This window comes from Pseudanabaena sp. BC1403, assembly GCF_002914585.1.
Classification (GTDB): domain Bacteria; phylum Cyanobacteriota; class Cyanobacteriia; order Pseudanabaenales; family Pseudanabaenaceae; genus Pseudanabaena.
The window spans coordinates 140,960-160,854 of the sequence record NZ_PDDM01000002.1 but is presented as its reverse complement, the minus strand read 5'-3'; the positions used below and the strand labels follow the sequence as shown (position 1 = coordinate 160,854).

The following is a 19,895-nucleotide window of genomic DNA, read 5'->3' as shown; positions in this document are numbered from 1 at the left end:
TGATGATTGGCGTTGAAAGATTTTGACTGCCTTTTGATTACATTTTATAGCAATCATCAAAGTGTTTAAGAGTAAAGGTTGCTTCGTACGCCTTTACTCTTGGGTATGAAGATAAACGATCGCATCTTCTTTAGTTAGAATTTCACGATCAATCGTGGCAAACCTTAAGCGTTGTAATATTTCGCCCATTTGTTTACCTGTAGCATAACCAACTTGCTTGAGGTCTGCACCTGTCAATGGTGATTTGACCATTTGCCATTGGGTTAGATAACGCCAAAGGATGCGTCGTTGAGCAGGTTCACATTTTGCTCCAGACAATATTAAAGTCTGAGTATCGAATTTTTGCAGATTTTGGGTGATCTCTGAATTCTTTAAGCCAATACTTACTAAATTTGGCAAATTTATTAGTAAATCTGCTAGTTTTATTTGCCTTGTTTTTTGTTCAGGTGCTAACCCCAGATCTAGTTGTGTTGCTATTTGATGAGGTAAATAGGATAGCAGCAATTCCAATCCTAGTTGCAGTGGTGCATAAGTTTTGTTCTCTAATTGATTGAGTAAATGTAGCCAATATTGCGATCGCCGCCATTGATGCTTAAACGAATTAGTTAAATTCTTAGGTAGTTTTAAATCTGGATGAATACATCGCAATGCTCCTAATTTTTGCAAAAGTTCAAACATTGCTCCTGCTCTAGGTTCGGCAAGAGTATAAAGCAACTCCGATCGCAGTCTAGCTCCACCGATCGCATCATGGATTCCGCTTGAAGTAGTTGCTATGATTTCTGTATAAGTTTCAGTGGCAATTTCCAAATCTAATCGCATCGCAAAACGTACTGCCCGAAACAACCGACGCGGATCTTCCTCAAAGCTTCCTTCACGAATGGCGCGTACCTGCTTATTGGCTAAATCTACCAAGCCTTGAAAACGATCAATCACTTCGCCTTTAATTCCCAATTGTGGATCGAGTTCTATAGCCAAAGCATTAATCGTGAAATCGCGCCGCCACAAATCATCTTCGAGAGTTGTCGCGATCACTTGTGGATTTGCCCCAGCATAGGCATAAATCTCGCGCCGCGCCGTCGCCATGTCCATTTCAAAGTCTTGATCTGCATCTTGCCAGCTCAATGCTGCTGTCTGAAATTTTTCATGGAGTTGTAATTTTGATGCGGGAAAAAGTTGATGCAAAGCGATCGCTACTTTCATTCCTGCCTGTTCTCCCCCATCGAAAACTAAGTCTAGATCTTTATGTAAAGGCGGCGATGGATGGTTTTCTCTCACTATGGCATCGCGAACAATACCACCCACAGCGAAAGCCCGTAAATTCAAATCATGGGCAATCTGCGCTGTCGTTAAAATAATCTGCCATTGCAAAGGACTAAAGAAGCGATCGAAATTTTTCAAATACATTTTTTTCGTTAAAAAAGCTAGCTTTGCTAGCTTTTTTACTAGTTAGCGTTGTTCAGGATGACAAACTAGGGGATTACCACTATCACAAGTGTCGTTAATCGCTGAAATTAACTCATACAAGCGGCCAAAACCATGTTGATTAAAATGCATGGCTAGCCGAGGCAAATCCAGAATATGTGGCTCATTGGCTTCTTTGGGCAGAGCTGAACTGCGCTCGATTTTGCCACTGATTAAAATATCGCTGAAATTATCATTTAGGCGCTCAAGATGCTCATCAGTAATTTCTACGTGCAATCGAATTACAAATAAATCCCCAACCCATCGACAAGAGTGATAAACACTATAAAACGAAGTAATAAATTGACAAGCTTCATCAATATCGTCGGTTATTTTGTAAAGACTGAGGTCTTCTTTGATAATCAAGCCTCTTTCCAGCAAATTATTCTGGACAAATACATTCCAGTCATTCCAATAATCTCCACCCTGCTTATCGATTAAGACAATCGGGCGCGGCGTTGTTCTTCCCGTTTGACAGAGCGTTAAGCACTCAAAAAACTCATCCTGCGTGCCGAAACCTCCAGGAAAAAGCGCGATCGCATCACTCTCTTTAATAAAGTAAAGTTTGCGCGTAAAGAAATATCGAAACCTAACTAAACGCGAAGCCTCAGATACAAATCCATTACTTGATTGCTCAAAGGGCAGACTGATATTTAAGCCAAAAGAATTATTACCTGCGCCTTCATTTCCTGCCGCCATGATGCCGCCTCCAGCACCAGTAATCACCATGAATCCTTGTTTGGTGATTTTTTCAGAAAATTCAAAGGCTTTGCGATATTCGGGCGCATTTGCGTCAGTACGAGCTGAACCAAAGATACTCACTTTACGATTAAAGCGATAGGGATAAAACATAGCGATCGCTTTTTGCATATCCTGCAAAGAACCCGCCAAGATTTTCCAGTCTAAGCGTTCTGTATCAGCCTGACTAAGTTGCGCGATCGCCTTTAATGCATTGTAAATTAGCTCTCCATGCTCGGTTGATTCAAGATTGTCAACCAGTTTATGCAAATCATCAGAAAGAGCTTCAATATCTGAACGTGATGGAATTGTAGGCATATTAATTAATTTTAAGCCGCGCTTAGCATTTTATTGCCTTCGGATAACACTGAGGTAAGCTTTGCACTTATTTTGAGACTTGCATAGAATCACAAAACCCAAAAATGTTGCGACGGGCTTTGCCCACTGGAACATTTTTGGGTTTTGTTTGGATAATTTATTGTCCTCCATTTGATAGGATAATAATTAAGTAATAAAAATTAACAAACAATTAACACTCAGCTATGGCGAACATTACGTTTGTGAATGAAGGAAAAGAAGCGATCGCTATGGATGGCGTTAACCTTCGTATAAAAGCTCTCGAAAACAATATCGACATCTATAAATTTGTTGCGAAGCTCACCAACTGTAATGGTTATGGACAATGTGCCACCTGTGTAGTCGAGATTGTAGAAGGTTTGGAGAACCTTTCACCCAAAACAGAATTTGAAGAAAAAAAACTTAAAAATAAACCAAATAATTACCGTCTCGCTTGTCAAACCTTGGTAAATCAAGGAAATGTAAGTGTAAAGACTAGACCATAGCTTTTAGCTTTTTAGATTTTAGTTTGCACAACCAAAATCTAAGTTTCAAAGAAGCTAATATCCAATAGCTAATAGCTAACGACTAAAGATGTGCGGTAAAACGTACTCATTACGAGTATGCATAAACAAACGATCAGTGCTACGTTAAACTAAAATAATTGTCTATGAATCCTTTAGGCGACAGAGAAACCCCCTATGGCGCGTGATTATTACGAAATCCTTGGAGTCGATCGCAGTACTGACAAAGAGGAAATCAAACGAGCATATCGACGTTTAGCTCGAAAATATCACCCCGATGTCAACAAAGAAGCGGGGGCAGATGAACGATTTAAAGAAATTAACCGTGCCTATGAGGTTCTCTCGGAACCAGAAACTCGTGCGCGTTATGATCGGTTTGGAGAAGCTGGAGTCTCAAGCGGAGGCGGTGGCTCACCTGACATGGGCGATATGGGCGGATTCGCCGATATCTTTGAGAGCTTCTTTAGTGGCTTTTCTAACACTGGTCAGCAGCAGCAAGCTCGCCGTCGCAGTGGCCCCACTCGTGGTGAAGATCTCCGATTTGATCTAAAACTAGAATTCCGCGAAGCCGTGTTTGGTGGTGAGAAGCAAATCAAAATCTCTCACCTCGAAACTTGTGGAACTTGTGCAGGCAGTGGCGCGAAACCAGGAACTCGCCCTCGTACTTGCGGCACTTGTAGCGGCACTGGTCAAGTTCGCCGTGCTACACGTACACCCTTTGGCAGCTTTACACAAGTTTCTACCTGTCCAACTTGTAATGGCACTGGTCAAACTATTGAGGATAAGTGCGAAAGCTGTAATGGTCTAGGACTAAACCAAGTTACCAAAAAATTAAAAATCACGATTCCCGCAGGTGTCGATAGTGGCACAAGATTGCGGGTATCTAGCGAAGGTGATGCGGGACAGCGCGGTGGCCCCTCAGGTGATCTTTATGTTTACTTGTTTGTTCAAGCAGACAATGAGTTTGAACGTGAAGGCATCAACGTTTTATCAGAAATCAAGATTAGCTATTTGCAAGCGATTCTGGGTGACAAAATTGCGATTAATACTGTTGATGGCAAGAAACCGCTCACGATTCCCGCAGGTACACAATCTGATACGGTCTTGACCCTAGAAGGTTTGGGTGTTCCCAAGTTAGGCAATCCTGTCGCTCGCGGTGATCATTTAATCAGAATCAAGATCGATATTCCGACCAAAATCGGGAATGAAGAGCGCGAAGTGCTTGAGAAACTCAAAGAGAAGCAACTTGGCAGTGCAGCTAAAGGTGGTATTGGCGATATCTTAGGCGGTATATTTGGCAATCAAAAGTAAGAATAAGTAGTTCATCAACGCGCAAAGTGCGTTGATGAACTACTTTTAGTAGAGGAATATATGTGCATACAGGCAATCAAATCAATCGATTTACGTGGTGTTCCCTGTCCGCTGAGTTTTGTGCGGGCAAAATTGCATCTGGAAAAACTGGAGTCAGGGCAATTGCTGGAAGTACTACTAGATGGTGGTGAGCCAATTGAGCAAGTTCCTAATAGCCTTATTTCTGATGGTCATCAGGTAAAAGGCATCGAAGAGCGCGATCGCTTTTTTGCTTTGACAGTCCAAAAAGCATGATGCAAGCAACCCCATGCTGGCTATAACAGGTACAGTCTTGGCTGTGCAAGCCAACTATTATCGCGTGATTTTAGATCAAGCTTTCAGTCTAGAGTTGCTTGATGAATCTGGGCAAAAATTTAGTCAACTTGTCCATGAGCTACTCTGTACCCGCCGCGCCCGACTCAAAAAAATTGGTCAACAGATCTGTGTAGGCGATCGCATCACCATCGAAGAACCAGATTGGCAAGGCGGACGCGGAGCCATCTCGGAAGTAGAGCCACGGCGTAATTTGCTTGATCGTCCGACTGTGGCTAATGTTGATCGCATTTTATTAGTTTTTGCCCTAGCTGAACCAACTCTCGATCCGCATCAACTCAGTCGCTTTTTAGTCAAAGCTGAAAGTACTGGGGTTGATGTTTTGTTGTGCTTAAATAAGCGCGATTTAGTCAGTGCGCAAATATGGCAAACATGGTGCGATCGCCTGAAATCATGGGGATATCCACCGATCGCGATAAGTACTTACACCCGTGAAGGCATCGAGGAGCTTGCTCAACATTTACAAACTGGCGTAACCGTTGTAGCAGGTCAGTCAGGTGTTGGTAAATCTAGCCTAATTAATTTATTAATTCCCAATTTACAAGTTCGTGTTGGTGAAGTTTCGCAACGTTTAGGACATGGGAAACACACAACTCGACATGTAGAGCTATTTGCCTTGCCTGCGGGTGGATATCTTGCTGATACCCCAGGTTTTATGCAACCTAACCTGACCGTCACACCTCAGGAATTAACGGATTGTTTTCCTGAAGCAAGACAAAGATTAGCTTCAGGAGAAAGTTGTCAGTTTAATGATTGTTTACATCGCCGCGACGAGCCAAATTGTGTGGTACGCGGCGATTGGGAGCGCTATGAGCATTACATAGACTATTTAGAAGAGGCGATCGCTTATCAACAAAAGCTAAAAAATACAGCTAATGCTGATGCTTCGGTCAAAGTCAAAGACACCAGTGATGGGAAGCAACAGCAAGAGCCTAGATTACTGAAGAAACGCTATCGTCGCGAGTCACGTCGCAGTGAGCATCAAAATTTAGAAACAGATGACGATGATTAGAATTATGTATTCCCTGCTTTTGCAGGGAATACATAATTCTAAGTTTTATTAATGCGCTTGCAAGGCACGATATAGTATCTAACGAGCTTCAAGCTTATTCCCTAATCGAAGGTCGTATCTCTTAATCGCACATGAAAAAGTATATTTCCCTTGCTGCTGGTTTAGTCTTATTTACAGTCAGTGCTTGCACGACATCTACTCCTGTAGCTGATAATGCAACACCTACAAAAGCTGCAACACCTCTAGCTACAGCTTCTGAGAAGCCTTCTGAAAAGCCGAAAGATGGCACAAAGCCAGAAGCCAAAGCCTCCGAAAAGCCTGAAACCACAGGTGTTAATAGTTGGCAAGATTACAAATCTTCGGCTGGGAAATTTACGGTGCAAGTGCCTAGCAAGCCACAAGAGCAATCTCAAGAGCAAAAGACTAATGTGGGGACAATCAAGCTAAATATGGTGATTGCTGAAGCCAGTGAATCAGGGTATTTCGTTGGCTATGCTGATTTTCCTAACAAAATTGCCAATACTGCTGATATCCAAAAAGGACTAGGAGATTCGGTTAAAGGATCTGTTGCTAATCTCAAGGGAGTGATTAAGTCTGAGAAAGAATACATGCTTGGAGATATTCCTTGCCGTGATTTTGAGGCTAGTGGCAAAGTTCAGACTACTGATGTATCGATGAAAGGTAGATTTTGTCTTGCAGGAAATCGTTTGTATCAAGTATTTGCGTTAGGTGCTGCTGATAAAATTGCTGCTGCCGATGTCGATCGCTTTATTAAATCTTTCAAGATTGAAAAATAAAAACAAAAAAATGGATTGCGATGCAACCCATTTTCTATAAAAAAAGAGGCGACGCATTGCGTCGCCTCTTTTTTTATGCCTAAAGAATATAGAGCAATAAAAACAAGACAATCCAGACAATATCGACGAAGTGCCAATATACAGAGGCAGCTTCGATGCCGAAGTGACTGGTGTTGCTGTAATGTCCAGCTTTTAGCGATCGCACTAACACAGTTGCAATCAACGATAAGCCGATAATTACGTGCAAGCCATGAAAGCCTGTTAACACATAAAAAGTACTAGCAAATAAGTTTGTGGTCAGACCAAACTCTAGATGTTGGTATTCATAAATTTGTCCAGCAATGAATATCGCACCCATGATAAAGGTGGCAAGGAACCATAGCTGAGCCGCCTTGATCTTATTCTCTTTGACAGCATGATCGGCTTGGTGAATCACGAAGCTACTTGATACCAGAATAATTGTGTTGATGCCAGGTAGTAGTAATTCGAGTTCAGGCGTACCTTCTGGGGGCCAAGCTGGGGCAACTGAACGAAAGGTTAAGTAAGCAGCAAATAAGCCAAAAAATAGCATTCCTTCAGAAATAAGGAAGACAATTAAGCCAAAAACCCGTAAATCAGGGTGTTCATAATGCCCTGCTTCGGCGGCATGAGCATGGATTGCATCATCTTGCGTTGGGTCAGTAACTGGAGCGATCGATCCTTGCATAGGTAATGTTTGGATAAATGGATAAATACAGATAAGGGGTGTTGGGCTTAGAAACTGTCTCGATCCCCCCCAGCCCCCCTTAAAAAGGGGGGAGAATTAAATTCTTCCCCCTTTTTAAGGGGGATTGAGGGGGATCTCTTACAGCTTTTGACCACAGAAAACAATTCTTAATTGGTTTCTTAAGTTAGAGCTTGTGAAGCTGCGATCGCGGCTTCTTTGCGAGCCTCTTTATATTCTTCGCCGTAGTCATAGGGGCCAGTCAATAAGACAGGCTCACCAACCCAGTTATGGGGAATCGGTGGCGAAGAAGTTGTCCATTCCATAGTCAGAGCGTTCCAAGGATTGTCAGGAGCTTGTTCGCCCTTAAACCAGCTGTAAACGGCATTGATCACAAAAGGAACTGTAGAAATCGCTAGAACAAATGCGCCAATTGTGCAGATCACATTAATCGGTGCAAATTGAGGATCGTACTGGGCGACGCGGCGAGGCATTCCTTGCAAACCAAGAATATGCATGGGGCCAAAGGTTAAATGCATTCCAATGAAGGTCAAGACAAAGTGAACCTTGCCCCAAAACTCATTCAACATGCGACCAGTCATTTTGGGGAACCAATGATATAGCCCCGCGTAAATACCAAATACACTGCCGCCAAACAACACATAGTGGAAATGAGCCACAACAAAATAAGTGTCGTGAACATGGATATCGATTGGGGTCGAACCAAGCATCACTCCACTTAAACCGCCAATCAAAAAAGTAGAAATAAAGCCCATTGCAAAAAGCAAAGGACTCTCTAAGCGCAACTTCCCACCCCAAAGCGTAGCAACCCAACTAAATACCTTGATTCCCGTTGGTACAGACACGAGCAATGTCACCACCATAAAGAATACGCGCAACCAATCAGGTGTGCCGCTGGTAAACATATGGTGTGCCCAGACAAACAAGCCCAAAAAGCAAATCATCATGCTGGAATAGGCGATCGCCTTATAGCCAAAAATTGGCTTACGGCTGTGGGGAGGCAAAACTTCAGAAATGATGCCAAATACTGGCAAAACCATTACATAAACGGCAGGGTGTGAATAGAACCAGAATAAGTGTTGGTACACAACTGGATCGCCGCCACCAGTGGGGTTAAAAAAGTTTGTGCCAATCAATAGGTCAAAACCTAGTAAAACCATAGCTCCTGCTAGTACAGGGGTAGCTAATAGGGCTAGCACTGATGTTGCCATCATCGCCCAACAGAATAGGGGCATACTAAACAGATCCATTCCAGGCATCCGCATCGACCAGATCGTGACAATAAAATTCACAGCCGCCAAAATTGAGGAAGTCCCTACTAAAAGAATGCTCCCAATCCAAATAACTTGGCCAACATGCTCATTGGTCAAAATGCTTAAAGGCGGATAGGCAGTCCAACCTGTCGAGGCAGGGCCAAAAAAGAAGCTGCTCATCAACAACATCCCCGCAGGAATCGTCAGCCAAAAGGCGATCGCATTTAAACGCGGAAATGCCATGTCTCGCGCCCCAATCATTAGGGGGATCAAGTAGTTGCCGAATCCTCCAGTCACCGCTGGTACGATCCATAAAAAGATCATGACCGTGCCATGCATGGTGAAAAGACTGTTGTAAAAAGCAGGATCGACTAAATCAGAGTCTGGAGTTGCTAGCTCAGCACGAACGATCGAGGCAAGCAGTCCGCCTACTAAATAAAATACAAACGAAGTGACGAGATACTGAATCCCGATGATTTTATGATCGACGCTAAAGGTGAAAAATTCCCACCAAAGAGTTTTTTGGGGTTCGGCTCCCATCGCGCCCGAACTTTGGGTTGGTATGAGTGTCTGGGTCATAGAGTAATTGGTAATTCGTAATTGATAATTCGTAATTCGTATTCAGCCTTTAATGACTCATATGCATCATGTGCATATCTCCACCAGCTTGTGCGACTTTACCTGCGAGGTATTCTTGCTCAGACATCTTGGTTACTGAGGCTGGACGAGATGCCACGATCGCATCGGGATCGTTACTAGCAATTTCTTGCTGCTCTTTTAACCATGTTGCATAGTCTTCAGGAGTATCAATTACCATCGTCGTCCGCATACCGCCATGATAAGAACCGCATAACTCAGCGCAGACTACAGGATATTCACCGACAACACGCGGAGTGAATTCGAGATAGGTTTCGCGTCCGGGAATCACGTCTTGTTTGATGCGTAATTGGGGAACCCAAAAAGCATGGAGTACATCAACTGCGTTCATGTTTAGGCGAACTTTTTTGCCAACAGGAACATGCAATTCAGCGGTAGCAATTTCGTCTGTATAGTTAAAAATCCAAGCAAATTGCATGGCGCTAACATTGATCGCCAACACATCATTGCTACCAGCAGGAAGAGTACCTGCCATCAGCACCCCGTCACTATTTGAGGAGGCGATGGTAGCTTTTGACATGGGCATAGTTTCAGACTTAGCTACAGTCTGATGCATCCCTCCGTGAGCCATGCCTCCAAGGTCTTGAGTTCCTTGCATGGCGGTATAAACGTCAAAGCTGTAAATCGCTACCCACATAACGATGACTGTGGGGATCGCTGTCCATACGATCTCAATGCTTAAGTTTTCATGAATGGCGGGGCCATCGGTATCGTCACCTTTGCGGCGACGAAATTTGATAATTGAGTAAATCAATACGCCTTCGACTACGAGGAAAAATCCGAAGGCGATCCCTAAGATCGTGTTAAAAAGTCCGTCATACAAGACGGCTTCGTCACCTGCGGCAACTGGTAGTAAGCCATTATTGCGCCCGTACCAAATGCTAGCTGCAAAAATCAGCCCAATGATGACGATTACTGAAACTAAGTTGTTTTTTCTCATGATTAGGTTGCCCTATCTTGCTGCTCCTATAAAGTGCATTTGGGTCAAGTGGAGCTTGCTGTCAGCTCATGTTCTAAATAATGACAGATTGACATATTCTCTATACTTGCATCCATTTACAGAATGCGGGGCATTTGTTTGTAATCTTTTAGCTATTTCTTTGGGATCACTCTATAAAATAAATTAAATAAAGTCCCTAACTGTGTGTGTAAATACATTCGCCTTAGTTAAAAGCATCAAAACCACAACAAGGGTTATGGCGCAAATCGCTATAACCCTTGTTGTGGTTTTAAATGCAATAGTTGCGCTTGAGAAGTAACTAGTCTCGATAAATATGCGATCGCCTCAAAAGTCAGAATTTGGGTAACGCAGAAATAGGAGATCGCCTCAAAAGCCAGAAATTTAGTAAGGTGAAAATAGGCGATCGCCTCAGAAGCGAGAATTTAGGTAAAGTAGAAATAGGCGATCGCTTCAAAAGTCAGAAATTTAGTAAGGTAGAAATAAGCGATCGCATTTTCTCATCATGTAAGCGCGATCGCTAACAGAGCCTTGTAGATAAAAATAATCGCCTCAAAAATCAGAAGATCGATTTAAACAATTTCTTAAAGAAACCTCATTTAGGTTATGGACTAGCGGAGATTGTGAGAAGTTTAATGTCGGCAATCGGCAAGAGCAATGTGTCTTCAATATGTTGGCGCACCTCTCGGCTGACATAACATATACTATTGAGGCAAGCTACTAGCAGCTTATTCGCATTGTAATACTGATTGAGAAGTTCTCTTTGTGTGGAGATGAACTGCCAGTCATGCCCAATATTGCGATATTTGACTAGGGCTTGATGGAAGTCTTTAACCCATTGCTTCTCATTTTGTTCCCCCCACTGGTTAAGAATTTCTTTAGAAGATTCTGGATCTGGCAATCGATCTTTGAGTGTTTGCAGCGCTTGGTGTAAAATCTCATCGCCAGCTTTGCTAGCAATGTCGATGGCGCGGGCGAGGACGAGGGCAAGGGCGCGGGCAAGGGCGCGGACGAGGGCGATGTCGCGGGCGAGGGCGATGTCGCGGGCGAGGTCGAGGTCGTGGTCGAGGGCGAGGTCGTGGACGCGGTCGAGGGCGAGGTCGTGGACGCGGTCGTGGGCGAGGTCGCGGTAGAGGTCGTGGTCGCGGGCGTGGGCGAAGTCGTGGTCGATGTCGCGGGCGAGGGAGTGGGTGAGAGAGCGGTTGATGGCTAAAACGCTGGCGGTGAGGTTGCGGGCGTGACCGATGGTGAGGTCGAGGTAAAAAGCTCTCACTGCGGCAGATTTGTATGGGGCTTTAACAGAAATTGCTTTTTCATTTGTCCATATCAAAAGTTTTTGGAGTTGGGTGTCTTTTGCCAGCATGGCATCGATCGCTTGTTTCATTGCCAACAACAAATCATCTGCATTGGATGACATTTCCGTAGCAATCAAGAACACTTCACGCCAACGTTTTTCGGTAATGTGGTCAATCAAAGCTTGCATAACCTCGGATGAAGATTTCTGAACAGTGATAATTTCCCTTGCGACAAAATATTCATGAAAAGTCAGATGGGAAAATGAATAGATATCACTAGCCCGTTCCATCAGCAATCCATGTTGTGCTTCGATGGAACGAAGTATTTTTCGACCGTCAACCCGCAAGGTTTCAGAATCATTGACAGCTTCGGGTAAGTTCTGAATATAGGCAGCAATCAGGTCAGCACCACGTTCTCTTTTAAAAAAATAATTATTCTCTCCAAAGGTTGACCATGCAATGCGACTGAGCAAATCTTCTTTACGTTTAGTCGAGAGATGTTTGTAAATTTCGTCACGATGGATATCTCGTCTCGCATCCCAACGCTCCAACAACAGATCGATCCCCTTTTCGTAAAGTTCAGCGCGATTTTCGATTATCTTCGACCCTTCCTCAAAAATCAGGCACAGCAGCGTCAACAAAAGCGGATTACGCGCCTGCTCATTGATACGTGAATTAGCTTTCAATTTGCTAAAGAAAGCTGCTATTTTCTGAGGTGCTTTAGCTTGAAACCATTTTGTTGCAAAGCTTTTAACTTGCTCATCATTAAAATCGGCAACCTGAACCTCCTTGAAATCCTCAAAAATTGATTCCTTTGCGGCAAGCCGACAGGTAACAATTAGGCGACTACGACGAAACTTACCTGCCCATTCCTCAATGTCTTTTGAGATTCGTGCCACCTCTTCTTGACTAACTTCATCTAAGCCATCCAGCAACACAAACCCTCTACCCACTTCAAGCAGTTGTTGCAGATCCGCCTTATTTATAAATTCTTGATGTTTCTGTAAAACAAAGTCAAACAAACTCAACTTAGTTTTGTAAAACTCCTGCAACGTCACAAAAATCGGTACATAATCACCAAAGATCGTCCCACCCAGACATAAAATCGCTAATCGCTTCAGAAATGTTGTCTTACCTGCTCCAGGTCTACCTAGCACCATCAACTTGTCATATTTTTGCACCGCTTCAATTCCAGCAATGCGTTGCGTTTTAAGATCTAACCCATAGAAACCATACTCATTAAAATCAATATTTGCCGTTTCCTCTTGATATTCGAGCATCGCTTTATATCGCTTACTCGGTACGCGCTCAAAAATCTGCACATCTGTATATATATCATCTAGCGCGATCGCCTGTTCCATATTCAAAATCCGCATTGTCCCGCATTGATGCTGAATATCCTCACGACATTTCTCCCGCATCTCTAAAACCAGTGCGTCAATATCAAATGTATTCTCAATAGCAGGATTTGACTTTGCCCATTCCTCATCAGGCGACTCTAGTCAAGTAGAGGATTGAGAACTACTGATTTTTGAAATATTTGATTGAGTGCTAAGCCAATTGCCAATATACTTTTTCAAGCTCCGATAAATTAGTCTATCTTTTGAGTCAGGACGGCAAATCGTAATATGGTCGCAATCCAAAGGAATGGGAATAACATTCTCAATACCAGGATCGGCACTAGAAGCATCAACAACAAGAACTCCAGATGTAGGATATTTCTCGAAATAGACTTCAACATTAATCCCTAAATCGCGAAAGTTATTCCTAAACCATAAATTCAGTTGCAATAGTTGCGGCGAGTTAGCCTTTAACTCATCAACGCTAACCGTTTTGCGAATGATTGTCGAAAGGTAGCTGATCCAATTAGCAAGATCAGATCCAGAATGAGGAGTAGCAAGAAAAACAATTCCTCTAGTTTGTCCAACGATATCTCGCCATCCCTGTTGTTTTTGGTCTCTCGCGTGACGCAACATTTGCTTAACCAACAAGCCACCCAAACTATGAGTAACAAACGTAATTGGACGAACTCCAATATCATAACTATCTAACAACGCCAGAATGTTTGTTGCCCGATCAGTCAAAGGCATTGTATTCCCTTTCCAAGCAGAAGGTTCGACCTCATAGTCAAGTGACCAAATACCTACATCTGGAAGATCTTGACCCAACCAATACAACCAAGATTGCTGATCATCTTTTTTACCCTGTGGATGCCATGTCCCAAGAGCATCACCACCCAAGCCATGAACAAAAATTACATCACCAATACGATCAGCGCGATCGCAATTAGCTATTTTCTGAAGTTGACTTTCTTTCATTAGATTACTGGATAAATAGTTTGTCACTCAGCATTTAAGACATTGTAACAGTTACGTCTGGCATAACAATAAAAGCACCCAAAATCAAGATATCATCAAAGCAAAGCACTACTGGATAGACTTTCAGCGGAGAGAAAATGCCAACCTATAAAAGCTATCATTCTTACCTGATCGAATCCTTAAAAGATCCCTTAGAAGCGGATGCTTATCTAGATGCAGTTCTAGAAGAAGGCGACTTTGAGCATATTTTATTAGCATTAAAAAATGTCGCAGAAGCTCAAAAAAATATAGCTGCTCATGCAAATGGCAGTGAAAACTACAGACCGTAGAGAATAACCACCAATTCAAATCATGGCTATTTTAAATAGCCACGTTTTAGATTCATTATGAAATGAATTGATGATTTGCGAATAGCTAGCTTTTCATCTTCAGCTTTCTTTTCATAAACATTAGTCATTAGTGACACCCTTCCATTCTCAGCAAAGCTATCACGATGCTGATCAACAAAATTCCAATACAAATAATTAAATGGACAAGCAGAACGACCTGTCTTTTGCTTCACATCATACTTGCATTGTGAGCAGCAGTTGCTCATTTTATTGATATAACTACCGCCTGAAACATATGGCTTAGAAGCCAGTATGCCCCCATCAGCAAAGGTAGACATGCCCAAAACATTAGGAAGTTCAACCCATTCGTAAGCATCGACATAGGCAAGCCAAAACCAATGATTTAGCTGACGAGGATCTGTATTTGTGAGATTGCTAAAATTACTCAAAACCATCAATCTTTGAATATGATGGGAATAGCCATGATTTAAGACATGAGTAACAGCATCCTTGAGACAGAGTAAATCTGTATCTGCATTCCAATAGAGTTGCGGTAAATCGTTAGTAAACTCAAAATAGTTGCTTTCTCTAACTTGTGGCATCTGTGCTTCGTAATAAACACGAATGTATTCACGCCATCCTAAAATCTGACGAACAAAACCCTCAACGGAATTTAGCGGCGCTAATTTCTGTTCATAAGCTGCGATCGCCATTTCACAAATCTCCTGTGGCAATAACAAACCATTATTAAGATAGGGCGAAAGTACAGAATGGAATAAAAATGGCTCACCAACTTTGATTGCATCTTCATAGGCTCCAAAATTTGGTAGGCGAGTTTCGATGAATGCTTGAGCCAGTCCTAAGGCGCGATCGCGAGTTACAGCATAGCCAAATTGGTCTAGACTTCCAAAGTTATCGGGTAAGTAGTTTTTGACTAACTCGATTACTTCTTGCGTAATTACATCTGGCTCTATTACAGAAATCTTAGGAATAGAGCCATTTTTTGGCAGAGACTTACGATTCTCTTTGTCATAATTCCATGTACCTCCCACGGGCTTCCCATCTGCCATCAAGTAGCCAGTTTGCTTACGAAGTTCCCGATAGAAATTTTCTAGGCGATAACCTTTTTTAATTTTGGATTTGAACTTCTCCGCATCCGCAATGAAAAAGTTGTTGGGAATTATGGTAACTCGATCGCCAAATTTATCTGCTAAAGCCGCCATCTGCGATCGCGTATCCCATTCCGATGGCTGCATGTAGGTAAGATGAATATGAGGATATTGCTCCAAAAACTCCGCGATCGCGTCAGCGTGAAAGCCTTGAGTAAATAAATTCAATACAGGAAAGCCTTGGTTATGACAGGCGATCGCAAAGTGGCGCTGAGCACTCAGGATATAGACCAATTTTTGTTTATGGTGTGGAATTACTGTCGCATATTTTAAAGATTCAACAAAGATTAATAATGGCTTTTGGTCAATTAGTTCCTTGGGAAATACATCGAAATTTAGTTGATCGTAGAGAATAAATAGAGCGCGATCGCTAGTTTTTAAATTGTTTTCAAGAGATGGTGCATTCTTGATTTGCGTAAGAAATTCACGAGCAGTTTCTATCATGTTTTAATACAGCTTGATTGCTTGAAAAACACTATAGCCTTTCCCAGCTTGCGATAAAATGCGTGATGTACATCAGCCCAAGTTGCTATGGTCACCCCTGACGCTCTCCATGAATTACGCAAAACCCTCCGCAAAGGACAGCAAACAATGGCGGACTGGCAGGGTGGCGAACTAGCAGTATCCGCAGTGCCAGGGGCAGGCAAATCAACAGGCATGGCAGTAGCCGCCGCGATCGCGATCGCAAATTTTAATCTGCATCGCCAAAAACAATTAGTCATCGTCACGTTTACGAGATCGGCAGTAAGCAACATTCGCAAAAAAGTATCTGAGCATCTCAAAAATCTGCGACTACCGCAAAGTTCCTTCACAGTTAGCACATTGCATAGCTTGGCTTACAACATCGCCAGTACCCATCGCGAGCTATCAGGATTTGGCTTAGGCGAAACCAAGATTATTTCCGAATCCCTCAAGCAAAAATTAATTCGTAATGCCACAAATATTTGGGTAAAAGAGAATCCCAAATTGTATGACCTATTGCTAGAAGGCAAAAACTTTGATGGCGAAGATACGGAACGCTTGCGACGACAGACAGTATTGCGAACTGATGTATTACCAAGCTTAGCCAGAGAAGCGATCGCAACGGCTAAAAGTTCAGGATTAAGCGCGACACAGTTGCGTGAAGCCGAAGCACCCGATGGCGGCGACATTTTAGCGATCGCGGCGGGACTCTATGAAACCTATGAGCGACTGTTGCGGCAGGAAGGTGCGATCGATTATGACGATATGATTCTGGGAGCATTGCGAGTCTTGCAAAATGAAGGTGTTCGCAAATATTGGCAAGAACGGATTTTTGCCGTATTTGAAGATGAAGCACAGGATTCTTCACCATTGCAAACAGAGCTGTTAGAGATTCTGGCTCAGAATTCCCTTGAGAACAAAAACCTGATGCGGGTTGGTGATCCTAACCAAGCGATTAACTCCACCTTTACACCTGCCGATCCGCGCTTTTTTAATGAATTTTGCGATCGCTGTAATATCAATTCTCAACTCTCAACTCTCGATCAAGCAGGACGCAGCACCAGAAACGTGATGCGAGCTGCAAACTATATGTTGCATTGGGTCAATCATTCAGAATATGCCAAGATTGAGAATCCTTTTCGTATGCAAAGAATTCGTCCTGTCGATGAGGATGATCCGCAAAAAAATGCGAATCCTGAACCAATTGGCAAGGGCGTAGAAATCTATATGCCCAATACTGTCGATGATATCGAGCATGAGATTACGATGATCGGCGATCGCATTAAACAATTGCATGATCAAGATCCCAAACTCAGTATGGCGATTTTAGTGCGTCAACATAATCAAGGACGCTTTGTTGCGGAGTCTTTGGCATGGTTAACAAAAGAGCATGAAATTAAAATCTATGATGTCGAACAAAGCGATCGGCGATCGCGAGTCCCAATGGATATGTTGGCGATTTTGCAATTTATGGAGCGTCCCCATTCGCCTGACAATCTCAAAGCAGCGCTAGAAGTTCTCAAGGATCGCCAAAAAATTTCATCGCAACAGGATCTTAATGCCCTTGCTAGTAATCCCGAAAAATTTCTCTATCCAACCTTGTTAGATCCTGCAATATCGCAACTCGCTCAGGAAACTCAAGCAAAATGTATCGGCTTACTTCGCGCTAAAATCGAACTTCCGTTATATAACCTGATTCCCTTTGTTGCGTTTACCCTCTATGACGAAGAGGCAGGACTATTAGCCACAGCGGACAAATTAGGCGATCGCCTTAATCAGCAACTTGTGGGTAGTTATTCGATGCAAACTGTGATCGAATCGCTACGAGAAATCGTCGAATCAGAAAACTTTGAAGCGGTCGAAGATGAGAATCTGGAAGGTCGCTATATGACTGGTGGACAGGTGACACTGATCAGTTTGCATAAATCTAAAGGGCTAGATTGGGATGTGGTATTCATGCCTTTTCTGCATAAACGTATTTGCCCAGGGGAAGCTTATATTCCTGAGTCTGTAAAGTTCTTAGGAGATTTTGGCTTACCTGAAGTAACTCGGGCACAGATTAGAGCGATCGTCCATAGCGATCGCCTTCCCAATGCGGAGGAAGCTTGGAAGCAATGCAATTACCTCAAACAAGCCGAGGAGTTTCGGCTACTCTATGTCGGCATGACCCGCGCCAAAAGACTTTTGTGGCTATCGGCGGCTCAGTCAGCACCATTCAGTTGGAACACCTTAGAAAATCGCACTGAAAATGCCCCAATTTGTCCTGCAATTACTGAGCTAGCCCGTAAATTTCCTGAACTCGTGTCTTGGTAAGATAATGCAATGAACCGTAAGGGCAATTCATGAATTGCCCTTACGGTTCACATTGTTGATGCTAAAATATGCCTTGATATTTTGTTAGGAAAACAATATATGGCAACCAGACGCAGTGATAGCGCATTTCCGATTGGTTATAACCGAGATACAGATAGCCTTATTGAAGGAATGACTAAACGTGAATATTTTGCGATTATGATCATGCAGGGATACACAACAGCCAATGCTAAGTTTGAAGATGAGTACCAAAAAGCACGTCTATCGGTTGCCGAAGCTGATGCTTTGATCGATATTCTTGCATACGAAGCAAATCCATTAAAACCAGAATAATTAAAACAAAACTTGCAAAGCAAGTTTTGTTTTAATTATTCTGGTTTTATATGACAACTGCCACAGGTAATCAATTAATCTATGTTTGCCCGATCGCTTAATAAAATATTTAATCAAAAATCTCAAAAACTCACTGTTTATCAGCTTGGCAATCCAGCTTTAAGGGAGATTGCCCAACCGATTGCAGATGTCCGCGATCGCGAAATTCAGAATCTGATTGACGAAATGCTGGTTACGCTCAAAGAAAGCAAGGGCGTAGGTCTAGCCGCTCCGCAAATTGGGCGATCGCTTCAGTTAATCATTATTGCGTCTCACCCAAATGAGCGTTATCCAAATGCGCCTCAGATGGAACCAAAGGCAATGATTAACCCCAAAATCATCTCCTCTTCAGGGCAAACTGAAAAAGGTTGGGAAGGTTGCTTGTCAGTACCGATGATTCGTGGGCTTGTACCTCGCGATCGCGAAATCGAAGTTGAATATACAGATCGACAAGGCGATCGCAAAGTCACCAAACTAACTGATTTTGTAGCAAGAATCTTTCAACATGAATACGATCATCTCGAAGGAAAAGTCTTTTTAGATCGCGTCGAAAATACTCTCGATCTTGCTACAGAAGCGGAATATCAAAAATTATGGCGATAATCAAAAATGTCTTGGGCGAAAATCTGTCGCTATGCTGCTCATCGCCAGTAACAGGATTTTATCGAGATGGATTTTGTCAAACAGGCGATCGCGATTTGGGAGTGCATGTTATTTGCGCTGAAGTCACCGATGAATTTCTTGCCTACACCAAATCCCAAGGTAATGATTTGGGAACACCTGCGCCGATGTTTAGTTTCCCAGGGCTAAAGGCAGGCGATCGCTGGTGTCTCTGTGCTTCGCGATGGAAAGAAGCATTAGAAGCAGGTGTTGCTCCACCCGTAAATCTCACCGCTACCCACGAAGCAGCTTTAAAAATTGTGTCTCTTGACCAATTACAACAACACTCAATTTAGAAGCACAAAAGACTCGCTTTGCGAGTCTTTTGTGCGATCGTGAATTAGTATTACTTCTTAATAGGAGCTAATGCTTCAAATTTCTTCTTCTGATCAGCCGTCAGAATGCTTACAAACTGATTGCGACGCTCCAGCATCACAACCCCAATCTTCTTCTTTTGATCAGCACTCAAATTTAAACTTTTGAGAGTAGCTCCAAATCCTTGCTTTGCCCTTAATCCAGCTTCTAGCTTTTTGCGCTGTTCAGGAGTGAGGTATAGAGCAATTTTTTTGGTGCTTTCAGTAAAGATCTTGAAAGCCTTTTGTTTTTGGTCAGCAGTCAAATTCAACTTTTGAACCAATGTCTCTGGTGCAATGTCTGCTTCAGCCTTAACAGCACCCTTGATGCGGACATCTGCACTTGGAGCGCTAAAAGCTGGCATAGTCTTCCAAACTAAACCTGAACCAAATAGCACAGAGGCGGTAAGAATAATAGAGCTTAATTTTTTCATGATTTATTTGGTTGAAATTATAAGTTTTCTTAGCTGTTGGATACTAA

At 42.8% G+C, this 19,895-nt stretch carries 20 protein-coding genes; 11 read left to right on the top strand and 9 right to left on the bottom strand.

Annotation, left to right across the window (positions count from 1 at the left end; genetic code table 11):
• Nucleotides 1-93: 93 nt before the first annotated feature.
• Nucleotides 94-1,404: a CCA tRNA nucleotidyltransferase gene (locus CQ839_RS03200; protein WP_103666838.1), complete on the bottom strand. Its 1,311-nt coding sequence runs from the start codon at nucleotides 1,402-1,404 to the stop codon at nucleotides 94-96.
• A gap of 42 nt (nucleotides 1,405-1,446) precedes the next feature.
• Nucleotides 1,447-2,517, bottom strand: a complete 1,071-nt coding sequence (locus CQ839_RS03195) for an LOG family protein (RefSeq protein ID WP_103666837.1) — start codon at nucleotides 2,515-2,517, stop codon at nucleotides 1,447-1,449.
• Between the two features lie 224 nt (nucleotides 2,518-2,741).
• On the opposite strand from CQ839_RS03195, the gene CQ839_RS03190 reads away from it, so the two are divergent.
• The 5 genes from CQ839_RS03190 (at nucleotide 2,742) to CQ839_RS03170 (ending at nucleotide 6,551) form a co-directional block, all read left to right on the top strand.
• Nucleotides 2,742-3,041, top strand: coding sequence for a 2Fe-2S iron-sulfur cluster-binding protein (locus CQ839_RS03190; RefSeq protein ID WP_103666836.1), 300 nt, complete (start codon nucleotides 2,742-2,744; stop codon nucleotides 3,039-3,041).
• Between the two features lie 195 nt (nucleotides 3,042-3,236).
• Nucleotides 3,237-4,370: a molecular chaperone DnaJ gene (gene dnaJ, locus CQ839_RS03185; RefSeq protein ID WP_103666835.1), complete on the top strand. Its 1,134-nt coding sequence runs from the start codon at nucleotides 3,237-3,239 to the stop codon at nucleotides 4,368-4,370.
• Between the two features lie 60 nt (nucleotides 4,371-4,430).
• Nucleotides 4,431-4,664: a sulfurtransferase TusA family protein gene (locus CQ839_RS03180; RefSeq protein WP_103666834.1), complete on the top strand. Its 234-nt coding sequence runs from the start codon at nucleotides 4,431-4,433 to the stop codon at nucleotides 4,662-4,664.
• Nucleotides 4,665-4,677: 13 nt separating this feature from the next.
• Complete coding sequence (gene rsgA, locus CQ839_RS03175; RefSeq protein ID WP_103666833.1) at nucleotides 4,678-5,754, top strand: small ribosomal subunit biogenesis GTPase RsgA; 1,077 nt, start codon at nucleotides 4,678-4,680, stop codon at nucleotides 5,752-5,754.
• Between the two features lie 131 nt (nucleotides 5,755-5,885).
• Entirely contained in the window at nucleotides 5,886-6,551 is a 666-nt protein-coding gene (locus CQ839_RS03170; RefSeq protein ID WP_103666832.1) for a hypothetical protein, read from the top strand.
• A 79-nt stretch (nucleotides 6,552-6,630) separates the two neighbouring features.
• Here the strand turns inward: CQ839_RS03170 and CQ839_RS03165 are convergent, their stop codons facing one another.
• From CQ839_RS03165 to CQ839_RS03155, 3 genes are all read right to left on the bottom strand, one after another.
• On the bottom strand, nucleotides 6,631-7,257 hold the full coding sequence (locus CQ839_RS03165; protein WP_181016074.1) for a heme-copper oxidase subunit III: 627 nt from the start codon (nucleotides 7,255-7,257) through the stop codon (nucleotides 6,631-6,633).
• 179 nt (nucleotides 7,258-7,436) lie between these two features.
• The gene (gene ctaD / locus CQ839_RS03160) at nucleotides 7,437-9,107 is read right to left on the bottom strand and encodes a cytochrome c oxidase subunit I (protein ID WP_103666831.1); all 1,671 of its coding nucleotides are present in this window, start codon (nucleotides 9,105-9,107) and stop codon (nucleotides 7,437-7,439) included.
• A gap of 49 nt (nucleotides 9,108-9,156) precedes the next feature.
• Nucleotides 9,157-10,125 carry a cytochrome c oxidase subunit II gene (locus CQ839_RS03155; RefSeq protein ID WP_103666830.1) on the bottom strand — a complete coding sequence of 323 codons (969 nt, stop codon included), beginning with the start codon at nucleotides 10,123-10,125 and terminating at the stop codon, nucleotides 9,157-9,159.
• A gap of 359 nt (nucleotides 10,126-10,484) precedes the next feature.
• Between CQ839_RS03155 and CQ839_RS24740 the strand changes: the two genes are divergently transcribed.
• A complete protein-coding gene (locus CQ839_RS24740) occupies nucleotides 10,485-10,667 on the top strand; it encodes a hypothetical protein (protein ID WP_146048685.1) in 183 nt (60 codons plus the stop codon).
• An 80-nt stretch (nucleotides 10,668-10,747) separates the two neighbouring features.
• Here the strand turns inward: CQ839_RS24740 and CQ839_RS03150 are convergent, their stop codons facing one another.
• On the bottom strand, nucleotides 10,748-12,859 hold the full coding sequence (locus CQ839_RS03150) for an NACHT domain-containing NTPase (RefSeq protein WP_103666829.1): 2,112 nt from the start codon (nucleotides 12,857-12,859) through the stop codon (nucleotides 10,748-10,750).
• Between the two features lie 81 nt (nucleotides 12,860-12,940).
• Nucleotides 12,941-13,756 carry a triacylglycerol lipase gene (locus CQ839_RS24735; RefSeq protein ID WP_146048684.1) on the bottom strand — a complete coding sequence of 272 codons (816 nt, stop codon included), beginning with the start codon at nucleotides 13,754-13,756 and terminating at the stop codon, nucleotides 12,941-12,943.
• A gap of 137 nt (nucleotides 13,757-13,893) precedes the next feature.
• On the opposite strand from CQ839_RS24735, the gene CQ839_RS03140 reads away from it, so the two are divergent.
• Nucleotides 13,894-14,085, top strand: a complete 192-nt coding sequence (locus tag CQ839_RS03140) for a DNA-binding protein (protein ID WP_181016073.1) — start codon at nucleotides 13,894-13,896, stop codon at nucleotides 14,083-14,085.
• Between the two features lie 26 nt (nucleotides 14,086-14,111).
• On the opposite strand, the gene CQ839_RS03135 is transcribed toward CQ839_RS03140, so the two are convergent.
• The gene (locus CQ839_RS03135) at nucleotides 14,112-15,698 is read right to left on the bottom strand and encodes a cryptochrome/photolyase family protein (protein WP_258040612.1); all 1,587 of its coding nucleotides are present in this window, start codon (nucleotides 15,696-15,698) and stop codon (nucleotides 14,112-14,114) included.
• A gap of 87 nt (nucleotides 15,699-15,785) precedes the next feature.
• On the opposite strand from CQ839_RS03135, the gene CQ839_RS03130 reads away from it, so the two are divergent.
• From CQ839_RS03130 to CQ839_RS03115, 4 genes are all read left to right on the top strand, one after another.
• The gene (locus tag CQ839_RS03130) at nucleotides 15,786-18,029 is read left to right on the top strand and encodes an ATP-dependent helicase (protein ID WP_103666828.1); all 2,244 of its coding nucleotides are present in this window, start codon (nucleotides 15,786-15,788) and stop codon (nucleotides 18,027-18,029) included.
• Between the two features lie 99 nt (nucleotides 18,030-18,128).
• Complete coding sequence (locus tag CQ839_RS03125) at nucleotides 18,129-18,362, top strand: hypothetical protein (RefSeq protein WP_103666827.1); 234 nt, start codon at nucleotides 18,129-18,131, stop codon at nucleotides 18,360-18,362.
• Between the two features lie 81 nt (nucleotides 18,363-18,443).
• A complete protein-coding gene (gene def, locus CQ839_RS03120; RefSeq protein ID WP_103666826.1) occupies nucleotides 18,444-19,004 on the top strand; it encodes a peptide deformylase in 561 nt (186 codons plus the stop codon).
• A complete protein-coding gene (locus CQ839_RS03115) occupies nucleotides 18,995-19,357 on the top strand; it encodes a DUF2237 family protein (RefSeq protein WP_103666825.1) in 363 nt (120 codons plus the stop codon). The genes def and CQ839_RS03115 overlap by 10 nt, the downstream gene beginning before the upstream one ends.
• Nucleotides 19,358-19,407: 50 nt before the next feature.
• Here CQ839_RS03115 and CQ839_RS03110 read toward each other — a convergent pair whose 3' ends face one another.
• Nucleotides 19,408-19,848, bottom strand: coding sequence for a hypothetical protein (locus CQ839_RS03110; RefSeq protein ID WP_103666824.1), 441 nt, complete (start codon nucleotides 19,846-19,848; stop codon nucleotides 19,408-19,410).
• Nucleotides 19,849-19,895: the final 47 nt, after the last annotated feature.

Excerpts from the sequence above, each read along its gene's own strand:
- CQ839_RS03155 (WP_103666830.1), bottom strand. The coding sequence starts at position 10,125 with ATGAGAAAAAACAACTTAGTTTCAGTAATCGTCATCATTGGGCTGATT.
- CQ839_RS03140 (WP_181016073.1), top strand. The coding sequence starts at position 13,894 with ATGCCAACCTATAAAAGCTATCATTCTTACCTGATCGAATCCTTAAAA.
- CQ839_RS03170 (WP_103666832.1), top strand. The coding sequence starts at position 5,886 with ATGAAAAAGTATATTTCCCTTGCTGCTGGTTTAGTCTTATTTACAGTC.
- CQ839_RS03130 (WP_103666828.1), top strand. The coding sequence starts at position 15,786 with ATGGTCACCCCTGACGCTCTCCATGAATTACGCAAAACCCTCCGCAAA.
- CQ839_RS03115 (WP_103666825.1), top strand. The coding sequence starts at position 18,995 with ATGGCGATAATCAAAAATGTCTTGGGCGAAAATCTGTCGCTATGCTGC.
- CQ839_RS24735 (WP_146048684.1), bottom strand. The coding sequence starts at position 13,756 with ATGAAAGAAAGTCAACTTCAGAAAATAGCTAATTGCGATCGCGCTGAT.
- CQ839_RS03190 (WP_103666836.1), top strand. The coding sequence starts at position 2,742 with ATGGCGAACATTACGTTTGTGAATGAAGGAAAAGAAGCGATCGCTATG.
- rsgA (WP_103666833.1), top strand. The coding sequence starts at position 4,678 with ATGCTGGCTATAACAGGTACAGTCTTGGCTGTGCAAGCCAACTATTAT.
- def (WP_103666826.1), top strand. The coding sequence starts at position 18,444 with ATGTTTGCCCGATCGCTTAATAAAATATTTAATCAAAAATCTCAAAAA.
- CQ839_RS03180 (WP_103666834.1), top strand. The coding sequence starts at position 4,431 with ATGTGCATACAGGCAATCAAATCAATCGATTTACGTGGTGTTCCCTGT.
- CQ839_RS03200 (WP_103666838.1), bottom strand. The coding sequence starts at position 1,404 with ATGTATTTGAAAAATTTCGATCGCTTCTTTAGTCCTTTGCAATGGCAG.
- CQ839_RS03135 (WP_258040612.1), bottom strand. The coding sequence starts at position 15,698 with ATGATAGAAACTGCTCGTGAATTTCTTACGCAAATCAAGAATGCACCA.
- dnaJ (WP_103666835.1), top strand. The coding sequence starts at position 3,237 with ATGGCGCGTGATTATTACGAAATCCTTGGAGTCGATCGCAGTACTGAC.
- CQ839_RS03150 (WP_103666829.1), bottom strand. The coding sequence starts at position 12,859 with ATGCGGGAGAAATGTCGTGAGGATATTCAGCATCAATGCGGGACAATG.
- ctaD (WP_103666831.1), bottom strand. The coding sequence starts at position 9,107 with ATGACCCAGACACTCATACCAACCCAAAGTTCGGGCGCGATGGGAGCC.
- CQ839_RS03110 (WP_103666824.1), bottom strand. The coding sequence starts at position 19,848 with ATGAAAAAATTAAGCTCTATTATTCTTACCGCCTCTGTGCTATTTGGT.
- CQ839_RS03195 (WP_103666837.1), bottom strand. The coding sequence starts at position 2,517 with ATGCCTACAATTCCATCACGTTCAGATATTGAAGCTCTTTCTGATGAT.
- CQ839_RS03165 (WP_181016074.1), bottom strand. The coding sequence starts at position 7,257 with ATGCAAGGATCGATCGCTCCAGTTACTGACCCAACGCAAGATGATGCA.
- CQ839_RS03125 (WP_103666827.1), top strand. The coding sequence starts at position 18,129 with ATGGCAACCAGACGCAGTGATAGCGCATTTCCGATTGGTTATAACCGA.